Raw genomic sequence first — 23,852 nt, forward strand, 5'->3', positions numbered from 1 at the left:
TCCAGGAGGAACCGTGTCCGACCAGAACACGCCGACCGGCACCCCGACCACCACGACCAACAGCGGCGCACCCGTCTCGAGCGACGAGCACTCGATGGGCGTCGGGGCCGATGGCCCCCTCGCGCTGCACGACCACTACCTGGTCGAGAAGCTCGCCCAGTTCAACCGCGAGCGTGTCCCGGAGCGGGTCGTGCACGCCAAGGGCGGCGGCGCCTTCGGTACCTTCACCGTCACGCAGGACGTCTCGCGCTTCACCCGTGCCGCGTTCCTGCAGCCCGGGCAGACCACCGAGATGCTCGCCCGGTTCTCGAGCGTCGCCGGTGAGCAGGGCTCGCCCGACACCTGGCGCGACCCCCGTGGCTTCGCGCTGAAGTTCTACACGTCCGAGGGCAACTACGACCTCGTCGGCAACAACACCCCGGTGTTCTTCATCCGCGACGGCATCAAGTTCCCCGACTTCATCCGCTCGCAGAAGCGACTGCCGGGTTCGCACCTGCGCGACCACGACATGCAGTGGGACTTCTGGACCCTGTCGCCCGAGTCAGCGCACCAGGTCACGTGGCTGATGGGCGACCGCGGCCTGCCGGCGAGCTGGCGTGAGATGGACGGCTTCGGCTCGCACACCTACCAGTGGATCAACGCCGAGGGCGAGCGTTTCTGGGTGAAGTACCACTTCATCACCGAGCAGGGCCACAAGACCCTGACGCAGCAGGATGCGGACCGCATCGCCGGTGAGGACGCGGACTTCCACATCCGTGACCTGCACGCCGCGATCGAGCGTCAGGACTTCCCGCGCTGGACCCTCAAGGTGCAGGTCATGCCCTACGAGGACGCCGCGACCTACCGCTTCAACCCGTTCGACCTGACGAAGGTGTGGCCGCACGCGGACTACCCGCTCATCGAGGTCGGCACGATGGAGCTCAACCGCAACCCGGAGAACTACTTCGCGCAGATCGAGCAGGCGACCTTCGCCCCCTCGAACTTCGTGCCCGGCATCGCGGCGAGCCCCGACAAGATGCTCCTGGCGCGCATCTTCAGCTACGCGGACGCACACCGGTACCGCGTCGGCACGAACCACGCCCAGCTGCCGGTGAACGCCCCGAAGAACGAGGTCCACTCGTACTCGAAGGACGGCGGCATGCGCTTCGACTTCCAGAAGTCCGAGGTGCCGGTGTACGCGCCGAACTCGCTCGGTGGTGCGCACGCCGACCCGAACGCGACCGATGACGCCCCGGGCTGGGAGTCCGACGGTGCACTGCAGCGTTCCGCCGCGACCCTGCACCCGGAGGACGACGACTTCGGCCAGGCCGGCACACTCGTCCGTGAGGTCCTGGACGACGCCGCCCGTGAGCGCCTGGTCGGCAACATCGCCGGCCACGTCTCGAAGGTGACGCGCGACGACCTGCGTGAGCGCGTGTTCGCCTACTGGACGAACGTCGACGCCGACCTGGGTGCGCGCGTGCGCGCCGCGGTCGCGCCGAGCGCGCCGGGCTCCAACGAGGACCCGGAGAAGGTCGCGGTCGAGGCGTAAGCCCCGCAGGACCACCTGACGGACGGGAGGCCCGGTACCAGCTGGTACCGGGCCTCCCGTCCGTTGGTCGTTGCGTCTACACCTGCTGGCCGTTCAGCCAGATCGGGCCAGCGGGCCAGTCCTCGAGCTGCGCTGCCACCGGCAGCGCCATCCAGCCGCCCTGCTCGGTGTTGCTGACGCCCGCGCCCTCGGCGGTGAACGCCGAGAAGGTGCCGACGGCCTCGGGGAACTCGTGCCAGCCGAGCTTCGCGTAGAAGGGGATGCGGTCCTCGCCCGCGCCGAGGAACCCGAAGGGGACGCGGAGTCCCTCGAGCACCGCCGCGGTCCGGGTCATCAGCTCGCGGCCGACGCCGGTGCCCTGCAGCCGTGGCGACACGGCGACCAGGCCGGTGTCGCCGACCAGGACGTCCTGCCCGCCGACGGAGATGTACATGCGGCGGATGCCGACGTGGGCCAGGACGACCCCGTCGGCGTCGTGCGCGAGCACCCGGCGTTCCGGCTGCATGCCGGACCAGCTCCGACCGCCCACGTACCAGTGCGACCAGTCGGGGAAGGCCTGCCCGAGCAGCGCTGCGATCGCTTCGTGGTCGGGGAGCGACAGCGTGCTCTCCTCGACCACCTCCCACCGGATGTCGTCAGTCACGGGTCCATCCTGCACGGATGTGGTGGTGATCGTTGCGTTCTCGTACCGACCGGTAATACGTTAACGGTGACATCGGAGTGATGTCACCACCAAAGGGGAGATCGATGTCGATCAAGAACGTTGTACTGGGTGCGGTCGTGCTGGGGAGTGTCGTGGGCGGCGGGATCGCGGTCGACACCGTGACGGCGCCGGAGGCGAGTGCGGCGACGTGCTGGCGGAAGGTGACGCAGAGCACGGGCTTCAACGATTCGGGGTGTGGTCGCGCTCAGCACTTCAACCGTCTGCGGAGCGGGACGATGAAGTGGGGGAACGTGGTCGGTGGCAACAAGTGGTCCTACCAGGCCGCCTGCTGGACCAACATCGCCCAGTACGGCATGACCCGGGCCTGACGCGGTGATTCGCAGCAGGCTTCGGGGAGCAACGATCGCCGGGGCGATCGCCGCCACGGCACTCGCTGGCTGCGCCTCCGCAGATGCTGCCCCCCGGGTCGTCGATCCGTCGGGCTTCTCCGCGGCCGGGCCGTGGGCGGGTGAGTTCGCGGAATCGGCCTCCGACACCAGTTCCTACCAGCGGCAGATCCTCTCGGACGGAACGATCTCGGCGCGGGAGGTCGCAGATGCGCAGTCCCGCATGAGCGCATGCATGCGAGATCTCGGCTACGACTACACGACAGCGGAGGACGGCACGTCCGAAGCCTCGCCGCTCCCCGGGCGGAAGGCTGAAGACGCCACGGCCATGAACGATTCGAAGTCGAAGTGCGCGAAGGACTTCGACAGCGACGTGACCTACCTGTTCAACGAGGTCCGGCGGAACCCGGAGAAGCAGGACGAGGCAACGATCACCGACGCGTGCCTCCGTGCTGCGAGACTCGTCGACGACACGTACACCGAACGTGAATGGCGCACCCAGAACGACGACGGGAACTTCTCCTTCTCGCCGTGGGACCCCGCAGCCGTACAGTGTCGGCTGGACCCCCTCGGCCTCTGGCGGCAGTGATGCGCTTCCCGTCTGCCGCACTCCTGGCGCTCGGCGCGATGGTGGTCGCGGCGGCGACGGCCGCCGCCATCGTGGTCGCTGTGCCGGCCGAGGTCCCGGCTGCACTCCGGACGGCGGCCCCCGCGAGCACCGTACGGGTGACCGAGCGGACCGATGCCGATGCACGACAGGTGCAGCTCGCACTCGACACCGGTGCCCCACGGGCGGTCGTGACGTCGCGGAGCGGCACGGTGACGACGTCGACGTGCTCGACCGGGGCACCCGTGCGGAGTGGGGACGTCCTCGCGCGGGTCGACGGGCGGCCGGTGATCGCGCTCGCCAGTGACGAGCCGCTGTGGCGCGACCTCGAGCTCGGCGACCGCGGGGCCGACGTCACGGGGTTGCAGCGGGAACTCACGCGCCTCGGTGCCGGACTGAGCATCGACGGCATCCTCGGTCGGGGCACACTCCGTGCTGCGCAGCAGTTCCTGGTCGACCGAGGTGTCGACCGCGACGACCTGCCCGACGACATCGTGCCGCGGGACCCCTTCGCATGGGTGCCAGCCGCCGAGAACGCCGTCCTGGCGTGCGTGGCCGTCGTCGGGGCCGTGGTCGGCGCCGACGGTGTCCTCGTCGAACTCCCGGCCGAACTCCGCGGCGCGCGCATCGAGGCGCTCCCGGTCGATCCGGCGCCGGGGGAGCGCGTGCTCCGGATCGGGAACTTCGACGTCCCGACCGACGCCGCCGGCGTGGTCTCGTCGCCGACGGCCCTCGCCGCGATCACCGCCCTGCCGGAGTACGCGGCGACGGTCGCTTCGGCGGACGGCGCACCCACCGTGGCCGCGACGTGGACGCTCAGCCGGCCACGAACCGTCCAGGTGGTGCCACCGACGGCCCTCTGGGACCTCGAAGGTGACCGGGCGTGTGTGCAACCGACGACGGGGCGGTCACTCCGTGTCGAGGTGCTCGGATCGGAACTCGGGCAGTCGTTCGTCCGGGTGCCCGGCGGACGAACGCTCGACCGGATCCGGGCTGCGCCGGACCGGTCCAGCTCGTGTCGGTGACGCTCGAGGGCGTCGGGCACGTCTGGCCGAACGGCACCGTGCTGTTCGACGGCGTCGACCGCACCTTCGCCGAGGGGACCGTGACCGCGGTCGTCGGGCCGAGCGGTTCCGGCAAGTCGACGCTGCTCGCGATCCTCGCCGGGATGCTCCGTCCGACGCGCGGTGCCGCCGTCCGTCCGCCGGGCTGTCGGCCGCTCTGGGTCTTCCAGAACCCGTACGGGGTGGCCCGCCGCCGAGTGCTCGATCACGTCGCGCTGCCGTTCGTCGCCCAGGGCGCGGATCGTCGGACCGCAGACGTCCGGGCGCTCGGGGTCCTCGAGCGTTTCGGGCTCGGTTCGCGGGCGCACGCGCGGTTCGCCGAACTGTCCGGTGGTGAGGCGCAACGCCTGATGCTCGCGCGCGCCATCGCCAGCGCCCCGGGTCTGATGCTGGTCGACGAGCCGACGGCGCAACTCGACCGGGCGACCGCGATCGAGGTGAACCGTGGGATCGGTGCGCTCGCCGCGTCGGGGACGGTCGTCGTCGTCGCCACGCACGACGACGCGACCCGTGACGCCTGCGAGGGAGTGCTCGATCTCGGGCGGTACCGATGAGCCTTCGCCGGATGCAGGTGACCGAGGTCTGGCGTGAGGCGTGGCGCGACATCGCTTCCGGAGCCTCGTGGGCAGCGACGTCCGCTGTCGTCCTCGCGGTGCTGCTCGGCGGTGTCGTGGGCCTGCGCGCAGCTGCGGTCGCCGATGACGTCCGAGCGGCTGCGGTGTTCGTCGCGAGCGGTGCGGCGACGACCGTCCAGCGGGCCGAGGGCCGGATCGACGGCCGCGTGTGCAATGCGCTCGTGGATACCGAAGGGGTCATCGCGTCCGGTGCGTTCCGGCGCCTCGACGCCGGGGTCGTCCCCGCCGCGCTGCCGGGCTCGGCGATCCCGACCTACGAGGTGACCGCCGGGGTGCGTGGTCTGCTCGGCGGCTCCGATGCCGACGGCACCGCGGGAGTGATCGTCTCGCCCACGGTGCGCGAGACCCTGGGTCTTGCTGCCGGCGATCGCCTCGTGACGGCGGGCGGTGCGGGCACCGGAGTCGCCGGTGTGTACGACTACCCCGACGACGGCCGGGACCCCGACCTGGAGTACGCGGTCCTCGCGCCGACGGTGGACGACGGGTCGCCGTTCGACGCCTGCTGGGCGACGGTGTGGCCGCAGCGCGACGACACGGTCTCGATGCTCCGGCGCACCGTCCTGCCGGCGAGCGGGGCCGAGGGCGAGGACCGACCGACCGCCGGGCAGCTCAACCCGACGCTTGGCGCGGTCTTCACCCCCGTGGCGCGGCAGCCAGTGCTCGTCCCGTTCGGTGCAGCGGCCCTCGTGGGGCTGACGATCGGCGGGGCAGCGGTCGCACGGCGTCGGCTCGCCCTGGCCTCCGATCGGCACGTCGGGGTACCGCGGAGCGCGCAGGTCCTCGGCGTCGTCCTGCAGCACCTGGTCTGGGCATCGGTCGGGGCGGTGGTCGCGACGAGCGTCGCGGTGGTGTCGGTGCGTGGCCTCGACGTCGACGATGCGCTGCCGATCGCGCGCGAGGCGATCGCGATCGCGTCCCTCGGGCTCGTGGGCGCGCTGCTCGGTGGAGCGCTCGCCGCAGCCGCGATCCGCGAGCGCGCGCTGCACCGCTACTTCCGCTCCCGCTGACCGCGGCCGGCGGGGCGGACGCGCGCCGGGCCTCCCGTCGCCTGCGCGCCCCCGTTCGCCGAAGCGACAGATCGCCGCGAACTGTTCGCAGCGATCTGTCGCGTTGGCGGGTACCTCGCACCGGGATGGCGTGGATCTGTCGCTCTGGCGCAGGCGACCGACGCCTATTTGGTTGACGCGTCAACCAAATGGGTTCACACTGGTGCCATGCACACGCAGGACCTCCTCGCCGCCGACACCGGGATGGGTGCCGTCACCCTCCGCGTCGCGAACCTCGACCGGATGATCGGCTACTACCGCGACGGCGTCCAGCTCGCGCTGCTCTCGAACGAGGGCGGCGTCGCCGTGCTGGGGCGACCGGGCGCCGGTGGTCTGGCGATCCCGATCGTGATCCTCGAGCACGCGCCGTCGATGCAGCACGCGGCCCCCCACGACGCCGGCCTGTTCCACACCGCGATCCTGTTCGACACCCGGGCAGACCTCGCCGCGGCGCTGTACTCGGTCGCGACGAAGTTCCCGCAGACCTTCACCGGCAGCGCCGACCACCTGGTGAGCAACGCGTTCTACTTCACCGACCCCGAGGGCAACGGCGTCGAGCTGTACTGGGACCGCGACCGCACCGAGTGGTCGTGGACGCACGGCATGGTCGACATGGACACGAAGTACGTCGACCCGAACGCGTTCCTGCAGGAGCACCTGACGCAGGACGCCCTGGACACCGCCGCAGCACGCCCGGGCAAGGTCGGCCATGTGCACCTGTCCGTCGGCGACGTCGACGCCGCGCGCTCCTTCTACGTGGACACCCTCGGTTTCGAGACCACCGCCGGCTTCGGCGACGCCCTGTTCGTCAGCGCCGGCGGGTACCACCACCACATGGCGATGAACACCTGGAACTCACGTGGGGCCGGGCGCCGCCAGCTCGCCCTCGGGCTCGGACTCGTGCGGATCGAGGTGCCTGGGGCCGACGACCTCGGCGCCCTCGTGTCGCGCATGCACGACACCGGGGTACAGACCGCGGACGACGGCCGAACGGTCGCGTTCGAGGACCCGTGGGCGAACCGCATCGAGGTGACCGCGCCCGGTCGAGGCTGACGATCGGGTCGCGAGGGGCCGACAGGTCAGGCGCTGTTCGAGATCCCGCCGTCCGACGTCAGCAGCTGTCCGTTCACCCACGCGCCCTGCTCCGAGCAGAGGAACCCGACGAGCGCGGCGGTGTCCGACGGGCGTCCGAGTCGGCCGAGCGGGGTGCCCTCGACGGCCCACCCCTTGACCTCGTCGGACATCCAGCCGGTGTCGTTCGGGCCCGGGTTCACCACGTTGGCGCTGACGCCGAGGCTGCCGAGCTCCTTCGCGGCGCCGAACACGATCCGGTCGAGCGCGCCCTTCGACGCCCCGTACGGCAGGTTGTACGCGATGTGGTCGCTCGTCAGGGCGACGATCCGGCGTCGGTCGCGCGGTGCGGCGTTCCCGGCGCGCTCGAGCCCGGCCGCGTAGGCCTGCACGAGCAGGAACGGTGCGCGGGCGTTCACGGCGAAGTGGCGGTCCCACGACTCGACGGTCGTGGTGCGGAAGTCGGAGTCGACGGACTCGCAGTGCGACATGACGAGGGCGGTGACCGGCGCGCCGGCTTCCGTCTCGGCGCGGCCGACGAGCGCGGCCGCCTGCTCCGGGTCCTCCAGGTCGACCGGGAGGCGCGTCACGCGTGCTCCCGCCGCCTCGCACTCCTGCACCACCGACTCGACCCCGTCCGGGTCCGCCCCGCCGCTCACGCGGTCGTCGTAGGGTCCCCACCACGAGATGGCGAGGTCCCAGCCGTCGGTCGCCAGGCGGGTGGCGAGCGCTGCGCCGATGCCGGCTCTGCGGCCCACCCCGGTCACCAGGGCGAGGGGTCGTGCGGACGTCATGCGTGCCTCCTGTCCGGCGCTCCGTCGCACCGATCGGCACCCAGTCTGCCGGAACCGGCCACCCGTGTGACCATCGCACCCGGTGTCCTGTCGGCGGACGGCCGACCGCGGGGGCCAAGATGGACGGATGCCACGCACACGACGGCCCTCCCGACCGGGGCGCGGACCCCGCGGCGGTCGCCCGGACCCCCGCGACCTGCCGCTCGAGCACGTCCGTGACCGGATGTCGTCGTACATCTACGGCAACATCACGGTGCTCGCCGTCGCGATCGCGGTGAACCCGGAGCAGATCCACCACGGCGCAGCGGTGGCGACCGTCCTGGCGACCGCGGTGCTCACCTACCTGGCCCACGTGCTCGCGCACCTGGTCGCGCACGGGCTCGGCGACGACGGCGAGGAATCCGCTGCGGACCGCGCTGCGCGCCGCGACTCGGTCGCGACGATCGTCCGGAACGCCAACCCGATCGCGACCTCCGGCCTGATCCCGGCGGTGCTCTACGCGGCTGCCTGGATCGGGTGGCTGCCGGCCGAGTGGGCACAGATCGCGGCGACCGTGATCCTGGTCGTGCGCATCGGGCTGGTGGGCGTGTTCATGCAGCGGTTCAGTGGCAAGCAGCCGACCTTCCTCGGGCTGTGGGGCGGGATCGTGCTCGCCGCGGTGGCGTTCGTGATCGGTCTCGTCAAGGTGGTGCTGACGCATTGAGTGACCCGCACGCACACACCGGACCCGCCTCCGAACCCACCGCTGCGGACGAGCCGAAGCGCGGCGGGCTGCGGTTCCTGCGCGACCTCGTCATCATCGTCGTCGTGGCGCTGTTGGCGTCCTTCCTGGTGAAGGCGTACCTGGTCCGTTCCTTCTACATCCCCTCGGCCTCGATGCAGAACACACTGCTCGTCGGGGACCGGGTGCTCGTCAACGAGCTCGTGCCCGGGGTCGTCCCACTGCAGCGCGGTGACGTCGTGGTGTTCCAGGACCCGGGCGGCTGGCTCGGCATGGGCCAGGGCGACGACCTGATCAAGCGCGTCATCGGCCTGCCGGGTGACACGGTGTCGTGCTGCGACGCCCAGGGCCGCCTGTCGGTGAACGGGCACGCGGTGGACGAGCCCTACGTCGTGCTCGAACGCGGGTCGGACCGTGTCGCCGGGAAGGACTTCGAGATCACCGTGCCGAAGGGGCGCATCTGGGTGATGGGCGACAACCGGTACGACTCCGCCGACTCGCGGGTGCACGGCACCGTGCCGGTCGACGACGTCGTGGGGCGGGCCTTCGTGACCACGTGGCCGATCTCGCGGTGGTCGGTGCTGTCCCGGTACGGCGACGAGTGGGACCGGGTCCCGGCGCCATGACCGCGGACGACGAGGGCTTCGGCTACGAGACCGGCGGGGACGACGACCTGTCGATCCACCGGATCGCGACACCGGGCAGGCGGTCGGGGACCATCGGTCCACGCCCCGACCACGTCGTGTTCTGGCTCGCCGACGGCCGGGCCAGCCTGACCGCGGACGACGGCGAGCACTGGGAGGTCGGTGCCGAGCGGCCGATGATGCTCTCGGCGTCCGTCGCGTACGGCTTCGAGACCGACGCGACCGCCACGACGCTGTTGCACCTGTCGCCGTCGCTGCTCGGCGACACGGGGGAGTCCTCGGTGTTCGGGCAGCCGGACGCGGCCGATCCCGCACTCGAGCCGCTGCGGGCACTGCTGCGCGAGGCCTCCGGGCGCATCCTCGACCCGGCCCTGCCCGCCGCCGACCGTGCGGCCCTGAACCGGCGGATCGCGACCGTCGTCCTGTCGACCTTCGCCCGGTCGCGATCGGACGTCGCGGACCGGATGCGGCGTGCGATCGGCTTCGTGCACGACCACGCCGACCGGACACTGACCGTGGCGGACGTCGCGGCGGCCTGCGACCTGAGCGAGCGCGGCCTGCAGGACCTGTTCCGCCGTCGACTGGGCGTCACGCCCATGCAGTACCTGCGCGAGGTCCGGCTCGACCGGGTGCACCTGGAGCTGGGGCGGCCGGGTTCCCGCGCGCTGCTCGTCAGCGAGGTCGCGCGGCGGTGGCGGTTCACCCACCTGGGGCGGTTCGCGGCGTACTACCGGGAACGGTTCGGGGAGCCGCCGCACCAGACCATCGCGCGGAGCGGCACACCCGGAGAACGGTAGTTCTCGCGTTCTTTGCGGATTCCGGCTATCCTGCTCGCGTGGATGCGCGACGGTCCGAACTGGGGCAGTACCTCCGCGCCCGTCGGGCACTCGTCCAGCCCGAGGACGTCGGCCTCACTCGCGAGCCTGGACGACGAGTGGACGGCCTGCGCCGTGAAGAGGTCGCGCGGCTCGCGGGCATCAGCCCCGAGTACTACCTGCGGCTCGAACGCGGCCGCGACCACCAGCCGTCCGACCAGGTGCTCGTGGCGCTCGGCCGGGCCCTGCGGCTCGACCACGAGGCGGTCGACTACCTGCGCCGCCTCGCACACGCCGAACGCCGCCGCCCCGAGGGGGTCGTGCCGCCGGGGCTCGACGACTCGGTCCGGTCGCTCCTGGCGCAGTGGTCGCACACCCCGGCGTTCGTGATGGACCGCAACCAGGACATCATCCTGTCCAACGCCCTGGCGAGCGCCCTCGGCCCCGGCTACATGGAGCCGGGCGCGAACCTCGTCCTGCAGATGTTCTCCGAGGCCTCCCGGCAGCACGCGGCCGAATGGGACCGCACCGCGCACCGGGTCGTCGCCGCACTCCGGCTGCACGCCGAACCCGAGGACCCCCGACTGCAGGAGATCGTCGGCACGCTGACCCTGCAGGACCCGGACTTCGCCCGCATCTGGGCGCGGCACGACGTCGCCGTGCAGCGCACCGGGGTCTCGCGGCACTGGATCGACCCGATCGGGTGGGTCGAGTTCCGCTGGCAGAACCTCGCGATCCCGGGCAGCTCGCACGTGCTCGTGACCTTCTGGGCCGACCCCGGCACCCCCGCAGCCGCGGCCGTCGCGTACCTCGCTGCGCAGGTGCAGCAGGGCACCGCGCGCCGGGAACCGGTCGCGGGCGAGACCGCGGTGGGGTAGCCGAGCGGTCGTCACGGTGGCCGCGCTCGTCGCGCTCGTCGCGCTCGCCGGTCAGGCGGTCGTCGCGCCCTCGTCGAGCAGCCCCCGGAGCGTCGTGAGCCGAGCGGCGGACTCGTCGTCCGCCGCCGTCCACACCACAAGCACGTGCTCGGGGTCCTCCAGTCGACGCAGTTGCTCCCACCGCAGGTCGATCCGGCCCACCAGCGGGTTCTCGAACGCCGACTCCCCGCGGCGAGTCGGCCGGACCGCTCCGCCGGCCCACTCGGTCGCGAACGTCGTGCTCCGGGCCATCAGCTCGCCCAGGAGTTCCTGGAACCGGTCGTCGGCGTCGTGCTCGTCCAGCGAGTCCCGGAGCATCGCGGCGGTGCGGTGCGCCTCGGCCTCCCAGCCGTCGACCGAGTCCTCGACCCAGGGGTTCAGGAAGGTGAACCGCGCCAGGTTCGTGCCGACGGTGAGGGACGCGGACAGGGCACCGGCGAGCCGGTTCGCCGCCACGACGTCCAGGTGGCGGTCGAAGACCACGACCGGTTCGGCGAGCGCGTCCACGAAGTCCTGGGCCGACGTCGTCGTCGTGCCGTCCTCGTGTTCCATGCGATCACGCTAACCGGCCGGGCCGTGGAGCAGGGGTGAGAAGGGGGCCCCGCCGGGGACCCCGTCGCGACGCCGCCGCCCGGCAGGGGGACCCCGGCACGGTGTGTCCGACCGTCGGGGAGCACCGCGCACCGCACCCGGAGCCGCCGGCACGCGCTGTCGTCGGGGGTGACGGGCAACGACAGGGACACGACGGCGCAGCACCCCCGGCCCTAGCGTGACGACGCCGGGACCCCGGTCCCCGCACCACCCCAGACGTTCGTCACGAAGGAGACCCGCAATGGCTGCACCCACCATCGTCCTCGTCCACGGCGCGTTCGCCGACTCCGCCAGCTGGGCACCCGTCACCCGCGAGCTGCTCGACCGCGGCCACACCGTCCTCGTCCCGCCGGTCTACAACCGCAGCCTCGCCGAGGACGCCGCCTCGATCCGCGCCGTCGCCGAGCACGTCGACGGGCCGGTCGTCCTCGCCGGGCACTCGTACGGCGGCGCCGTGATCACCGTCGCCGGCGAGGCCGAGAACGTCGTCGGACTCGTCTACGTCTCCGGCTACGTGCTCGAGGTCGGCGAGAGCCTGGGGCAGCTGCAGGGCGGGTTCCCCGACTCCGACCTCGCCGCGAACCTGGTGTACACGCCGTACCCGGTCGCCGGCGGCGAGGACGGCACCGACGTCTCCGTCGCGATCGACGCGTTCCCGCAGGTCTTCGCCGCCGGGGTCGACCCGCGCGTCGCCGAGGTCCTCGCAGTCTCGCAGCGCCCGCTCTCCGGCGCTGCCTTCGGCGAGCCGGCGTCCGCCGCCGCGTGGAAGACCACCCCCGCGTGGGCGATCGTCTCCGCCGACGACCACACCATCAACCCCGACGTCGAGCGCTTCGGCTACTCCCGTGCCGGCATCACCGACGTGACCGAGCTCGCCGCCCCGCACCTCGTCATGCAGACCCGCCCGAAGGACGTCGCCGACGTCATCGAGCGCGCCGTCGCCGCGACCAGCGCGACCGACGCCGCCGCCTGACCCGACCATCCCTGGAGGCGCGGCGTGCGCCCGGCGCACACCGCGCCTCCAGGATGTCCCCGTCCCACCCCAGGAGGCGACGTGACCACGGAACGCACCACCCCAGCACCCCGCGGCGGCGCCCTGGCGCCGCTCGCGATCCCGGTCTTCCGCGCCCTGTGGATCGCGGTGCTGGTGAGCAACATCGGCAGCTGGATGCAGACCGTCGGCGCGCAGTGGCTGCTCGTCGACGAGCACGCCGCACCCGTCGTCGTCGCCCTCGTGCAGACCGCGTCGAGCCTGCCGGTGCTGCTCGTCGGGATCCCCGCCGGGGTGATCGGCGAGTTCGTCGACCGGCGGCGGCTGCTCATCGGCGTGCAGGCGTTCCAGGTGGTCGTCGGCGTCGTGATGACCGTGCTCACCGCGACCGGAGACATGACCCCGGCGCTCCTGCTCACCGTCACGTTCCTGCTCGGTACCGCCTCGGCGCTCCAGCTGCCCGCGTACCAGGCGCTCGTGCCCGAGATCGTGCCGCGCGCCGCGATCACCGACGCCGCGGCGCTCAGCTCCGTCGGCGTCAACGTCGCCCGGGCGATCGGACCGGCGCTCGCCGGGGTGGTGATCGCGCAGCTCGGCGTGCCGTTCGTGTTCGCCGCCAACGCGCTGTCGTTCGCGCTCTTCCTGGTGGTGCTCGTCGCCTGGCGCGGGTACCGGCGCCCCGAAACGCGGGCCGAACCGTTCATCGACGCCACCCGCGCCGGGCTGCGGTACGTCCTGCACGCGGCGGTCGTCCGTCGACTGCTCGTGCAGCTCGCCGTCTTCATGGTGCCCGCGAACGCGCTGTGGGCGCTCCTGCCGCTCGTCGCCGACGGACCGCTCGGCCTGTCCTCCGGCGGGTACGGACTGCTGCTCGCCGCCGTCGGCACCGGGTCGGTCGGCGGGGCGTTCCTGATGCCGGCGGTCCGTGCGCGACTCGGCATCGGCCGCACGGTCGGCATCGCCTCGGTGGTGTTCGGCGTCTGCACCACGGTCGTCGCGCTCGTCCCCGTGCTGGCGGTCGTGCTCGTCGCGCTGCTGGTCGGCGGGGTGGCCTGGATCGCAGTGGTGACGACGCTGAACGGCACCGTGCAGGCGTTCCTGCCCGCCTGGGTCCGGACCCGCGGGCTCGCCGCGTACCAGCTCGTGCTCTTCGGCTGCACGGCGATCGGTGCGGCGCTCGCCGGCGCGGTCGCCACGCCGGTCGGGGTGACGGGGGTGCTCGCCGGGGCCGGAGTCCTCACCGCGCTGAGTGCCGCACTGCTGCTCGTGTCCGGGTTCCCGGTGCTCACCGACCGGCAGCGCGCCGTGACGCCGATGCCGTTCGGGGACGAGGTGTTCGTGGCGGACGACCACGGCGCGGCGACGGGGGAGACCCTCGTGCTGCTGCACTGGACGGTCCCGGCGGAGGCGGTCGACGAGTTCCGTGCGCGTGCCGAACGGCTCGGGCGGAGTCGTCGGCGGACCGGTGCCCGTGACTGGAACCTCTACCGGGACGCCGCGACCGGGCCGGACGCCTGGGTGGAGGCGTTCCGGGTGGGGTCGTGGCAGGAGCACGTCGACCAGCACGAGGTCCGGCAGACCGGGGACGACGCGCGGACCCTGCAGTCGGTGCGCGAGGTCGCGGGCGAGCCTCGGGTGGAGCACCTGGTCGCGGAGGGGGTCGGCAGCCCGTCGTCGGGGTGACGGGCGGGGTCAGCGGCCGGTCGCGGTGGCGGGTGGTTGTCAGCAGCCGGTCGTGGTGAGGGTCACCGTCGCGACCGTGCCGTCGGACACCTTGGTCGTCTGCGGGCACAGGTCACCGGCGCGGACCGTGACCTTGCCGAGGGGGACGCCCGCGAATTCGGCCGTTCCACCCGGGAACACCCGCTGGTGCTCGGAGAGCTTGCCGGTCGAGGCGAACACCTTGACCTCGTAGGGGTGGTCGGCGGCGTTCGACGACACCGTGACCGACACCTGGCCGGTGGAGTCGTGGGCGCCACAGCCGGCGAGGGCCAGGAGCGCGGCCACGCCGAGGACGGTTGCGGGGACGACTCGGAGCACGACGACCAGGGTACGCCGACGCGCCCGACGATCTGCGCCCTCCGGACTGGGGCCAGGCCCTGTCCGTTCAGCGCGTTACCGTGGAAGCATGCAGCCGGAAACCGCGATGTCCGTGCCCGCGCCGACCGGGGCCGATGCCGTCCGGCGAGCGGCCCTGATCGCGGCGCTCGACGTGGTCGACGGTGGCGTCGAGGAACGGTTCGAACGGATCACCCGCATCGCGCGCGAGGCCCTCGGGGTCTCCGGCTCCTTCCTCAACCTGGCCGGCGAGACCACCCTGACGATCAAGTCGCAGCAGAGCGACGCAGCCTTCGGCCCGGTCATCCCGCTGCAGGACACCTTCTGTGGCCGGACCCTGGGCGAGCAGGGGCCCGTGGTCGTCCCGGACGCCCGGGTGGATGCCCGGTACGCAGACCTGCCGATGGTGCTCGGCGACCCGAACGTCCGGTTCTACGCCGGAGTCGGGCTCCGTGCCGGCGACGACGACCTGAAGATCGGCACCCTCTGCCTGATCGACCCCGAGCCGCGCACCCTCGACGCCGACGAGCTCGAACTGCTGCAGGAACTCGGCGTCTGGGCTGAGCGTGAGCTCCTGGCCGGAGCCGACGAGGACCGCCTGCGCACCGTGCTCAACGGCCTGCAGCCGACCGAGGTGCAGGTTCCCGGGTACCGGATCACGGGGATGTCGATCCCGCACGGGCTCGTCTCCGGTGACTTCCACGACTGGCACCGCTCCGGCGAGGACTCGGTCCACCTGACCGTGTCGGACGTCATGGGCAAGGGGATGTCCGCCGGGCTCCTCGCCGCGAACATCCGCGGAGGCCTGCTCGCCCGCGGCGACCAGGACCCGGGCGTCGCCGTCGCCGAGCTCGAGGTGCAGGTCGCCCCGGAGCTCAGCCGTGCCGAGTCCTTCGCGACGATGTTCCACGGCCGACTGACCCCGTCCACCGGGCGCCTCGACTTCGCCGACGCCGGCCACGGGCTCGTGCTGCAGCTCCGCGACGATGGTGCCGAGCGGATCCTGCGGTCGTCGGACCTGCCGATCGGGCTGCACCCCGCCGGGATGCCCCGCGCCGCCGGGTCGCTCGTGCTCCGGCCCGGTGACGTGCTCATCGTCGTGACCGACGGCGCGCTCGAGCTCTGGGACTCCACGCTCGCGTCGCTGTCGGAGCTGGGGTCGCTGTACCGGGAGTCCCCGGACGTCGAGACGTTCCTGCAGCGGGTGCGCGCACGTGTCGCCGAGCACGACCCGGGCGACGACCTGACCGTCGTCGTGGTGGCGCGCGACGCCGTCGAGGCGCTCGAGGCCTGACCGGTCGAGAACTGTCGGCTGGCTCGTCGACGGTCGCGCTGCGGGTCGTCGCCGGCCGAGTGGTCGCGATGTGTCGTGCGTGGGGCGCCGAGTGGTCGCGAACTGTCGGTTGGCGGGGCCTCGACCGACGGTTCGTGACCGCCCGACGGACGTGAGCGGGGTGTCGTGACCGTCCGGCCGGCGACGGGCGTCACGCGGCGAGTGGTCGCGACGTGTCGTGCGTGGGGCGCCGAGTGGTCGCGAACTGTCGGTTGGCGGGGCCTCGGGCGACGGTTCGTGACCGTTCGCCGGACCTGAGCGGGGTGTCGTGACCACTCGACCGGCGACGGGCCTCACGCGGCGAGGGGTCGCGACGTGTCGAGCGTTGGGCGCCGAGTGGTCGCGAACTGTCGGTCGGCGGGGCCTCGGCCGACGGTTCGTGACCGCCCGACGGACGTGAGCGGGGTGTCGTGACCGTCCGGGTCACGCCACGCCACGCGCCGGACCGGGTGCCGCGTCAGGCGCCGAGGCGCTCGATCAGCTCGGCGTAGCGCGCAGCCGTGCGCTCGACGATCTCGTCCGGGAGCACCGGCGGCGTGCCCTGGCGGTCCCAGTGCGCGCTGAGCCAGTCCCGCACGATCTGCTTGTCGAACGAGTCGGTGCGGTCGGCGGAGCGGGCGTCCCAGTAGCGGCTGGAGTCGCTCGTCAGGACCTCGTCGGCGATGCGGATCCGGCCGGTGGCGTCCTGCCCGAACTCGAACTTGGTGTCGGCGATGACGACGTCCCGCTCGAGGGCGATGGCCGCGGCCTCGGTGTAGACGTGCAGCGAGAGCTCGCGCAGGGTGGCCGCGGTCTCGGCACCGACCAGGTCGACGGTCTGCTCGTACGAGATGTTCTCGTCGTGCTCGCCCTGGGCCGCCTTGTACGCCGGCGTGTAGATCGGTTCCGGCAGGCGGTCACCGTTGGACAGGCCCGCGGGGAGCGCGACGCCGCACACGCTGCCGGTCTCCTGGTACTCGGCCCAGCCGCTGCCGACCAGGTACCCGCGCACGACGCACTCGACGGGGAACATCGTGAGCGGCATGACGTGCATCGACCGTGCCTCGACCTCGGCGGGCACCGGGGTGCCACCGGAGGACGGGCCGATGATGTGGTTCGGGACGTCGCTCAGCTGGGTGAACCAGAACCGCGACAGGCGGGTCAGCAGCTCGCCCTTGCCCGGGATCGGCGGCTCGAGCGCGAAGTCGTACGCGCTGACCCGGTCCGAGGCGACGAGCAGCAGCTCGGACGCGCTCGCCAGGCCGGCGGTGCCCTCGGGCACGTAGAGCTCGCGGACCTTGCCGGACGAGACGTGCCGCCAGCCGGCGATCGGCGCGGGGGCGGTCACTTCGCGACCTTCGCGGCGATGTCGGTGCGGAACTGCGCGCCCTCGAGCGTGATGTCGCCGAGCCCGGCGTAGGCACGTTCACGGGCCTGGGCGAAGTCGGACCCGGTCGCCACGACGCTGAGCACCCGGCCACCCGTGGCGACGAGCGTGTCGTCGAGGACGCCGGTGGCGGCGTGCGCGACCGAGACGCCGTCGCGGGCGTTCGCGTCGTCGATGCCGGTGATCGGTCGACCGGTCTGCGGGTTCTCCGGGTAGCCCTCGCTCGCCAGGACGACGGTCACGGCGACCTCGTCGCGGAACACGGGCGCGGGCACGGCACCGAGCTGCCCGGTGGCGGCGGCCAGCAGGAGTTCGCTGAGCGGCGTGGCCAGGCGGGGGAGCACGACCTGCGTCTCCGGGTCACCGAAGCGCGCGTTGAACTCGATCACGCGGACGCCCTGCTCGGTGACGATGAGGCCGCAGTACAGGAGTCCGACGAACGGCGTGCCCTCGTGCTCGAGACGACGGACGGTCGGCAGCGCGACGAGCTCGGTGACCTCGTCGACGAAGGCCTGCTCGGACGGCCAGCGGTCGGCGAGCCACGGCAGCGGCGAGTACGCGCCCATGCCGCCCGTGTTCGGTCCGAGGTCTCCGTCGGCCAGGCGCTTGTAGTCCTGCGCGGGGCTGAGCGCGCGGACGTCGTGCCCGTCGCTCAGGAAGAACAAGGAGACCTCTTCGCCGTCGAGGAACTCCTCGACCACGACGTGTCCGTGCTGGAGCCAGTAGGTGGCGTGGTCGATCGCGGCCTGGCGGTCGTCGGTCACGAGCACGCCCTTGCCGGCGGCGAGCCCGTCGGCCTTGACCACGTACGGGGCGCCGAGCTCGTCGATCGCGGCGACGGCTTCGTCCGCCGTGCCCGCGTAGACCGGACGCCCCGTGGGCACACCGGCTTCGCCCATGATCCGCTTGGCGAACGCCTTCGAGCCCTCGAGCTGCGCGGCGGCCTTGCCCGGCCCGAACACCGGGATGCCGCGGGTGCGCACCGGGTCGGCCACGCCGGCGATGAGCGGGGCCTCTGGGCCCACGACGACGAGCTCGACGTCGTTCTCGATGGCGTACTCGGCGACGAGCGCACCGTTGGTGGGGTCGAGGGAGACGGTCTCGACGTCGGCGGCGATGCCGGCGTTGCCGGGCGCTGCCGTGATGACGTGACCCGCATGCTCAGCGAGGAGGGCCGTGATGATCGCGTGCTCGCGGGCACCGGAACCGAGGACGAGGATTCGCACCCGATCACCCTACCCAGCCCGACTCGCCGCCCGCGATGCGAGGGCTAGCCTGTGGAGATGCCACCCAGGAGGATCGAGGACGCCGACGGGCGCGCGGCACTGGCCGCCGTGCGTCGTGGGGAGACGGCCCGACCGGCCGTCGCGACCGCGGTTCGGTGGACGTTGCAGTGCCTGGCGGACGAGGTCCCGGGCAACAGCGTCGAGGTGCGGGTGCCGCCGTTCGCCGCCGTCCAGGCCGTGCCCGGACCCCGGCACACCCGTGGCACGCCGCCGAACGTGGTCGAGACCGACGCCACCACGTGGCTGGCACTCGCGTCCGGCGAGCTGACCTGGGCCGAGGCGGTGGCGCAGTCGCGCGTCAGTGCCTCGGGCTCGCGCGCCGACCTGACGGCGTTCCTGCCGGTCCGGCTGCCCGCCCCTGGCGCCTGACCCTGCGAGCCGCCGGCACCGATCCGCCGGCACCGAGCCGCCGCGGCGAAAGCGCCTGCGGAGAACTCCCGCGGGAATTAGGTAGTGCCTACCGATGCGCTCGCATCGACCGGGTTCCTAAGCTTGAAGTCGCCGGGATTCGGACCCGACCCGAACGGGTCCGAACCCGGCGACAGCCACCAAGGTACGCGATGTTCCACACAACGTGTCAATCGCAGCGGCGCGTCGTGCTGCAATCCGCAACGTTCTTGCGTGCGCGACAGCCGACGCGGAACGCGGAGCCGGCCGTGCCGAGTACCGAGCAGCTCAGAGCAGCTCGCTGAGCTCCGACCGCGCGTGCAGGTCCCACTTCGCGAAGACTCGCGACAGGTGCGCGTCGATCGTCCGCGTCGAGAGCCCGAGGGACTCCGCGATCCGTCGGTTGCTCAGCCCCTGCGCGGCGAGTTCGGCGACCTCGTACTCGCGCTTCGTCAGCGGCGGTTTCGAGTGTCCCGCGGTCACGGAGATGCCATGTGCCGCGAGCAGTCCCTGCGCCGCGATCACCCGCGTCCGGTCGCTGGCGCGGACGGCGTCGGCGTACTCGATCACCGCGGCCGCGAGCGGTCCGTCGACGCGGGTGGCGGCCTCGCGCATCCGCTCGAGCGAGCCGGTCGAGTCGCGCCCCTGCGCCATGCCGACCGCGTGGTGCAGGGCGTACCCGTACATCACGTGCGTCCACGAGCCGTTCGCCGTGCTGCGTTCGATGATCTCGTCGGCGTGCTGCAGTCCGGCCGGGTTGCCGAGCACGGCCTCGGTCCAGGCGATCGACACGGCGACCTGCTCGCCGGTGATGCGCATCGCCCGTTGCGGGGTGGTCCGGGCACGGTCGAGCGCGCTGGCGGCTGCTTCCGGGCGTCCGCCGTACGCGAGCGCCAGGGCCAGCCGCGCCCAGGGGTAGGCCGCGAACCCGCCGTGGTCGGCGATGTCGTACCGCTCGCACGCCGCCGAGAACGCGGCGACGGCGTCGTCCCAGCGGCGCTGTGCGATCGCCAGGTTGCCCTGGCCGATGAGCTCGAGCGTGAAGTCGTACTTCAGGTAGGGGCTGGACCGACCCGCGGGCACCTCGATGATCAGGTCGTCCAGGTCGCCGCGCCACATCTGCACCTGGTGCAGGACGGAGGAGTTCTCGCCGACGCTCCAGGGCGCTGCCTCGACGTGGGCCACGGCGGTGGCCAGGGCGCGGTGGCCGAGCGCGGACGCGTCGTCCAGCCGGCCGGCGGTCGCCAACGCCATCACGGCACAGGGGGCGACGGCGAGGAACGACATCGGCATCGTCGGGGCGTCCACGATGCCGCTGCGCTCGATCTCGGCCCGGACCTCGGCGAAGTCCCCGCCCCAGCCCTGGTGCGCCATCCGCAGCAACCGCAGTCGCTCGACGGCCTCGTCGGACACGACCAGGCGCGTGGCGGCATCGGTCAGGGCGACCGCCGCCGTGACGTCGTCGTCGTGGAACTGGCGGATGTTCGCCAGGGTCTCGCACGCTTCGATGACGGCCTCGTCGGTGACGTCGCCGACGTGCCGCTTCGCCACGCCCCAGGCGGCTTCGGCGTCGGCGCGGCCGGCTTCACGGCCGTCCGAGTACGAGTACGCCAGCGAGCGGAGGCAGTGCGCCGCGACCTGCTCGGTCGGGGTGAGTGTCGTGCGGAGCGCTGCCGAAGCCAGGGCGATCCCGCTCTCGTGCTCCTGCAGCCGCACGGCGACCTGCGCCGCGTCGAGCAGCTGGTCGACCGACGGCAGGACCCCGCACTCGAGCGACCACAGTGCGGCACGCAGGCGTGCGGCGGGCGGTGCGCCCTCGGGCCGATCGGTGCGGAAGGCGTTGGCGCGCGCGAAGAGTGCCGTTCGCCGGGCCACCGGCACCAGGGTGCGGATGACCTCGCCGACGAGCGGGTGCGACGGCCGGACGACCGCGGCACCGTCGTCGAGCGAGTCGATGCGGACCAGGCCGAGCGCGACGACCCGGTCGACGTCCCCGCCGGTCACCAGGCCGAGCAGGCGGGCGAGCGGGATCGGGTCGGCGAGGGCGACGATGTCGACGACGTCGCGCAGGTCCTCCGGCAGCGACCCGAGTTCGGTGCGGTACATGTCCGCGAGGCTGTCCGACGCGGTCACGCGCCCGCGCCAGTACCACCCGGTCGCGGTGTGGTCGAGGGCGCCGGAGACCCGCGCCGCACGGACCACCTCGCGCAGGTACAGCGGGTTGCCGGCGGTGGCGCGGTGGACGCGCTCGGCCGAGGCGTTCTCGAGCGGCGAGCCCAGCGCCTCGGCCACGAGCGCCGCGGTCTCGTGCAGCGCCAGGGGCTGCAGGTCGATGCGCTCGAGCAGGTCGTCCTGCCACAGCGCGCGGAGCGGCTCGGGGAGCGCCGTGAAGTCGCGGCAGGTCAGGACGAGCCGAGCACCCTGCCGGCGGACCAGCCAGGCGACGTACCGCGCGGAGATCGCGTCGAGGTGGTCGGCGTCGTCCACGCGGAGCAGGACGTCGCGGTCGACGAGGTCCTCGATCGCACGGAAGCGCTGCTCGGCGCCGGTGTCGTCGGACAGCTCCGAGATGGACGCCGGCAACTCGCCGAAGCGCTCGGCGACGGCGCCGAAGGGCATCGACCGGCTCGCGGCGACCGCCGTGATCGGCACGACGACGGTGCGGCCGGTGCCGTCGCGACCGGCGACGCGGTCGGTGACCCGCGCCGCGGCGGTGCTCTTCCCGAGGCCGGGGGCGCCGACGAGCGCGACGCTCCACCGGTGTTCGGCGACGACGGCGACGGCGCGGTCCTCTTCCGCGCGCTGCGCGACGGGCCAGGCCACGCGGGCGGGGACGGCCGGTCGGCGGCGGCGGGCGGGTGCGGTTCGTTCACGCATCCGACACACCTCCTCCGCTTGGGATACCGACCAGTAGCGACCATCCTCTCCCGGATCGGTCGCCGCGCACAGGCCGCGGGACGTCCCACAGTGGGGGACAATGGACGGGTGAGCAACACCGATCAACCCGACGAGCAGCCGCTCCCCACGCCGGCACCGGCTCCCAGCGCGGTCGCCAGCCCCGACGAGGTCACCATCCGCCGTGCACCGAAGTTCGGCGTGTTCATCGTCGGCGGTGCCGTGCTCGGGTTCCTCGCGACCCTCGTCGTGGTCGCCCTCACCATGAACCTCGGTGGCCAGCGGGACCAGACCAGCTTCGGCAGCCTGGTCGGCTACTTCAGCCTGTGGGGCGTCACGATCGGCGCCTTCGTCGGTGCGGTCGTCGCCGTCGTGTTCGACCGGGTCTACGCCCGGCGGTCGGCCCGCCTGACGGCGGAGCGCGTCGAGGTCGAACTGCCGCCCGAGACGGTCGACGGTGAGCTCGACGACCACGGTGACCAGCGGCCGTAGCCGCCCCCGACCAACGGACTGGAGGCCCGGTGCCAGCTGGCACCGGGCCTCCAGTCCGTCGTCTGGTCGCGTCTCGGACGCGACCTAGCTGAGCTGGTTGGCCTCGACCCAGGACAGGTACTCCGGGCTCACGGTGCCCGTGACGTACTCGCCGGTGAAGCAGCTCATCTCGAGGTCGGTCACGTCCGAGCCCTCGATGATGGCGTCGCGCATGTCCCCGACCTCCTGGTAGATCAGGTGGTCGCTGCCGAGCACGCGGTTGATCTCCGGGATCTTCCGGTCGTGCGCGATGAGCTCCGCACGCGTCGGCATGTTGATGCCGTAGACGTGCGGGAACCGGACAGGGGGAGCGGCGCTCGTGAACGTGACCTCGTTCGCGCCGGCGGCCCGGGCCATCTCGACGATCTCGCGGCTCGTGGTGCCGCGGACGATCGAGTCGTCGACGATCAGGATGTTCTTGCCCTTGAACTCGGACGACATCGCGTTGAGCTTCTGGCGCACCGAACGCTTGCGCTCCGCCTGCCCCGGCATGATGAAGGTGCGGCCGACGTAGCGGTTCTTGTAGAAGCCCTCGCGGTACTCGATGCCGAGCTTCCGGGCGACCTGCATGGCCGCCGGACGGCTCGAGTCCGGGATCGGCATGACCACGTCGATGTCACCGGTCGGCGCGTACTGCTCGATGGTGTCGGCGAGGCGGTTGCCGAGGCGCAGACGCGCGTCGTAGACCGAGATGCCGTTCATCACCGAGTCGGGACGCGCCAGGTAGACGTACTCGAACGAGCACGGCACCAGGCGCGGGTTCTTCGCGCACTGGCGGGCGTGCATCTGGCCGTTCATCTCGATGAAGACGGCCTCGCCCGGAGCGATGTCGCGGACGATCTCGTAGCCGCCGGACTCGAGCACGAGCGACTCGCTCGCGACGACCCACTCCGGCTGCCCGGCCTCGTCGAACTTGTGGCCGAGGATCAGCGGGCGGATGCCGAACGGGTCACGGAAGGCCAGCAGCCCGTGCCCGGCGATGGTCGCGATCGTGGCGTAGGAGCCCTCGACCCGCTCGTGCACGCGCTCGACGGCGTCGAAGACCTGACCCGGGTCGAGGTTCGCGCCGCGGACCTGGCCCTGCAGCTCGTGCGCCAGCACGTTCACCAGGAGCTCGGTGTCACTCGTCGTGTTCAGGTGACGACGGTCGATGTCGAACAGTTCACGCGTGAGTTCCCGCGTGTTGGTGAGGTTGCCGTTGTGGACGAGGACGATGCCGTACGGCGCGTTCACGTAGAACGGCTGGGCTTCTTCTTCGTTCGTCGCGGCGCCCTTGGTGGCGTAGCGGACGTGTCCGAGCCCCATGGTGCCGAGGAGGGCACGCATGTCGCGGGTGCGGAACGCCTCGCGCACGTGCCCGCGGGTCTTGTGCATGTGGTGCACGTGACCCTCGACCGTGGCGATGCCCGTCGAGTCCTGCCCGCGGTGCTGCAGGAGGAGCAGTGCGTCGTAGATGGATTGGTTGGCGGGGCCCTGCGCAACAAGGCCGACGATGCCGCACATTCGCGGGTGTGCTCCA

Annotated in this window: 24 protein-coding genes; 16 read left to right on the plus strand and 8 right to left on the minus strand. The window is 72.3% G+C overall.

Annotated features, from left to right (window positions below; translation table 11 throughout):
- Positions 1-13 precede the first annotated feature (13 nt).
- On the plus strand, positions 14-1,531 hold the full coding sequence (locus tag DEI98_RS03575) for a catalase (RefSeq protein ID WP_111099927.1): 1,518 nt from the start codon (positions 14-16) through the stop codon (positions 1,529-1,531).
- Positions 1,532-1,607: 76 nt separating this feature from the next.
- Here DEI98_RS03575 and DEI98_RS03580 read toward each other — a convergent pair whose 3' ends face one another.
- Entirely contained in the window at positions 1,608-2,174 is a 567-nt protein-coding gene (locus tag DEI98_RS03580; protein WP_181437758.1) for a GNAT family N-acetyltransferase, read from the minus strand.
- 104 nt (positions 2,175-2,278) lie between these two features.
- On the opposite strand from DEI98_RS03580, the gene DEI98_RS03585 reads away from it, so the two are divergent.
- From DEI98_RS03585 to DEI98_RS03610, 6 genes are all read left to right on the plus strand, one after another.
- Positions 2,279-2,563: a hypothetical protein gene (locus DEI98_RS03585; protein WP_111029808.1), complete on the plus strand. Its 285-nt coding sequence runs from the start codon at positions 2,279-2,281 to the stop codon at positions 2,561-2,563.
- Between the two features lie 4 nt (positions 2,564-2,567).
- Positions 2,568-3,170: a hypothetical protein gene (locus tag DEI98_RS18215; RefSeq protein ID WP_146243401.1), complete on the plus strand. Its 603-nt coding sequence runs from the start codon at positions 2,568-2,570 to the stop codon at positions 3,168-3,170.
- Positions 3,170-4,213: a peptidoglycan-binding protein gene (locus tag DEI98_RS03595; protein WP_111099930.1), complete on the plus strand. Its 1,044-nt coding sequence runs from the start codon at positions 3,170-3,172 to the stop codon at positions 4,211-4,213. Before DEI98_RS18215 ends, DEI98_RS03595 begins: the two co-directional genes overlap by 1 nt.
- Complete coding sequence (locus DEI98_RS03600) at positions 4,204-4,806, plus strand: ATP-binding cassette domain-containing protein (RefSeq protein WP_111099931.1); 603 nt, start codon at positions 4,204-4,206, stop codon at positions 4,804-4,806. The genes DEI98_RS03595 and DEI98_RS03600 overlap by 10 nt, the downstream gene beginning before the upstream one ends.
- Before the next feature lie 11 nt (positions 4,807-4,817).
- A complete protein-coding gene (locus DEI98_RS03605) occupies positions 4,818-5,894 on the plus strand; it encodes a hypothetical protein (RefSeq protein ID WP_110864310.1) in 1,077 nt (358 codons plus the stop codon).
- 207 nt (positions 5,895-6,101) lie between these two features.
- Complete coding sequence (locus DEI98_RS03610; protein WP_111024238.1) at positions 6,102-6,986, plus strand: VOC family protein; 885 nt, start codon at positions 6,102-6,104, stop codon at positions 6,984-6,986.
- 26 nt (positions 6,987-7,012) lie between these two features.
- Here DEI98_RS03610 and DEI98_RS03615 read toward each other — a convergent pair whose 3' ends face one another.
- Positions 7,013-7,798 carry an SDR family oxidoreductase gene (locus DEI98_RS03615; RefSeq protein ID WP_111099932.1) on the minus strand — a complete coding sequence of 262 codons (786 nt, stop codon included), beginning with the start codon at positions 7,796-7,798 and terminating at the stop codon, positions 7,013-7,015.
- Between the two features lie 127 nt (positions 7,799-7,925).
- On the opposite strand from DEI98_RS03615, the gene DEI98_RS03620 reads away from it, so the two are divergent.
- Genes DEI98_RS03620 through DEI98_RS03635 form a run of 4 tightly spaced genes read left to right on the plus strand, consistent with a single transcriptional unit; the run spans position 7,926 to position 10,856 of the window.
- On the plus strand, positions 7,926-8,501 hold the full coding sequence (locus DEI98_RS03620; protein WP_128781582.1) for a hypothetical protein: 576 nt from the start codon (positions 7,926-7,928) through the stop codon (positions 8,499-8,501).
- The gene (gene lepB / locus DEI98_RS03625) at positions 8,498-9,145 is read left to right on the plus strand and encodes a signal peptidase I (RefSeq protein ID WP_111099933.1); all 648 of its coding nucleotides are present in this window, start codon (positions 8,498-8,500) and stop codon (positions 9,143-9,145) included. The genes DEI98_RS03620 and lepB overlap by 4 nt, the downstream gene beginning before the upstream one ends.
- Positions 9,142-9,960 carry a helix-turn-helix transcriptional regulator gene (locus tag DEI98_RS03630; RefSeq protein ID WP_111099934.1) on the plus strand — a complete coding sequence of 273 codons (819 nt, stop codon included), beginning with the start codon at positions 9,142-9,144 and terminating at the stop codon, positions 9,958-9,960. The genes lepB and DEI98_RS03630 overlap by 4 nt, the downstream gene beginning before the upstream one ends.
- 38 nt (positions 9,961-9,998) lie before the next feature.
- On the plus strand, positions 9,999-10,856 hold the full coding sequence (locus tag DEI98_RS03635; protein ID WP_111024233.1) for a helix-turn-helix domain-containing protein: 858 nt from the start codon (positions 9,999-10,001) through the stop codon (positions 10,854-10,856).
- A 51-nt stretch (positions 10,857-10,907) separates the two neighbouring features.
- Here DEI98_RS03635 and DEI98_RS03640 read toward each other — a convergent pair whose 3' ends face one another.
- Positions 10,908-11,447, minus strand: coding sequence for a hypothetical protein (locus DEI98_RS03640; RefSeq protein WP_111029819.1), 540 nt, complete (start codon positions 11,445-11,447; stop codon positions 10,908-10,910).
- A gap of 280 nt (positions 11,448-11,727) precedes the next feature.
- On the opposite strand from DEI98_RS03640, the gene DEI98_RS03645 reads away from it, so the two are divergent.
- Together DEI98_RS03645 and DEI98_RS03650 are read left to right on the plus strand one after the other, a co-directional pair.
- Entirely contained in the window at positions 11,728-12,459 is a 732-nt protein-coding gene (locus tag DEI98_RS03645) for an alpha/beta fold hydrolase (protein ID WP_111099935.1), read from the plus strand.
- 81 nt (positions 12,460-12,540) lie between these two features.
- The gene (locus DEI98_RS03650) at positions 12,541-14,160 is read left to right on the plus strand and encodes an MFS transporter (protein ID WP_181437915.1); all 1,620 of its coding nucleotides are present in this window, start codon (positions 12,541-12,543) and stop codon (positions 14,158-14,160) included.
- 39 nt (positions 14,161-14,199) lie between these two features.
- Here the strand turns inward: DEI98_RS03650 and DEI98_RS03655 are convergent, their stop codons facing one another.
- Positions 14,200-14,517, minus strand: a complete 318-nt coding sequence (locus DEI98_RS03655; protein ID WP_110864319.1) for a hypothetical protein — start codon at positions 14,515-14,517, stop codon at positions 14,200-14,202.
- An 88-nt stretch (positions 14,518-14,605) separates the two neighbouring features.
- Between DEI98_RS03655 and DEI98_RS03660 the strand changes: the two genes are divergently transcribed.
- Positions 14,606-15,829: a PP2C family protein-serine/threonine phosphatase gene (locus tag DEI98_RS03660; RefSeq protein WP_111099937.1), complete on the plus strand. Its 1,224-nt coding sequence runs from the start codon at positions 14,606-14,608 to the stop codon at positions 15,827-15,829.
- Positions 15,830-16,325: 496 nt separating this feature from the next.
- Here DEI98_RS03660 and DEI98_RS03665 read toward each other — a convergent pair whose 3' ends face one another.
- Positions 16,326-17,195: a phosphoribosylaminoimidazolesuccinocarboxamide synthase gene (locus tag DEI98_RS03665; protein ID WP_111099938.1), complete on the minus strand. Its 870-nt coding sequence runs from the start codon at positions 17,193-17,195 to the stop codon at positions 16,326-16,328.
- Positions 17,192-18,460 carry a phosphoribosylamine--glycine ligase gene (gene purD, locus DEI98_RS03670; RefSeq protein WP_110864321.1) on the minus strand — a complete coding sequence of 423 codons (1,269 nt, stop codon included), beginning with the start codon at positions 18,458-18,460 and terminating at the stop codon, positions 17,192-17,194. The genes DEI98_RS03665 and purD overlap by 4 nt, the downstream gene beginning before the upstream one ends.
- 57 nt (positions 18,461-18,517) lie before the next feature.
- On the opposite strand from purD, the gene DEI98_RS03675 reads away from it, so the two are divergent.
- Positions 18,518-18,889, plus strand: a complete 372-nt coding sequence (locus tag DEI98_RS03675; RefSeq protein WP_071248502.1) for a sterol carrier family protein — start codon at positions 18,518-18,520, stop codon at positions 18,887-18,889.
- 306 nt (positions 18,890-19,195) lie between these two features.
- Here the strand turns inward: DEI98_RS03675 and DEI98_RS03680 are convergent, their stop codons facing one another.
- Entirely contained in the window at positions 19,196-21,784 is a 2,589-nt protein-coding gene (locus tag DEI98_RS03680; protein ID WP_111099939.1) for a LuxR C-terminal-related transcriptional regulator, read from the minus strand.
- A gap of 108 nt (positions 21,785-21,892) precedes the next feature.
- Here DEI98_RS03680 and DEI98_RS03685 point away from each other — a divergent pair, with 108 nt between their 5' ends.
- The gene (locus DEI98_RS03685) at positions 21,893-22,294 is read left to right on the plus strand and encodes a hypothetical protein (RefSeq protein WP_110858851.1); all 402 of its coding nucleotides are present in this window, start codon (positions 21,893-21,895) and stop codon (positions 22,292-22,294) included.
- A gap of 84 nt (positions 22,295-22,378) precedes the next feature.
- On the opposite strand, the gene purF is transcribed toward DEI98_RS03685, so the two are convergent.
- Positions 22,379-23,836 (minus strand): amidophosphoribosyltransferase, encoded by a 1,458-nt coding sequence (gene purF / locus DEI98_RS03690; RefSeq protein WP_027465037.1) that lies wholly within the window; start codon positions 23,834-23,836, stop codon positions 22,379-22,381.
- Positions 23,837-23,852: the final 16 nt, after the last annotated feature.

The organism is Curtobacterium sp. MCLR17_034 (assembly GCF_003234485.1).
GTDB lineage: Bacteria > Actinomycetota > Actinomycetes > Actinomycetales > Microbacteriaceae > Curtobacterium > Curtobacterium flaccumfaciens.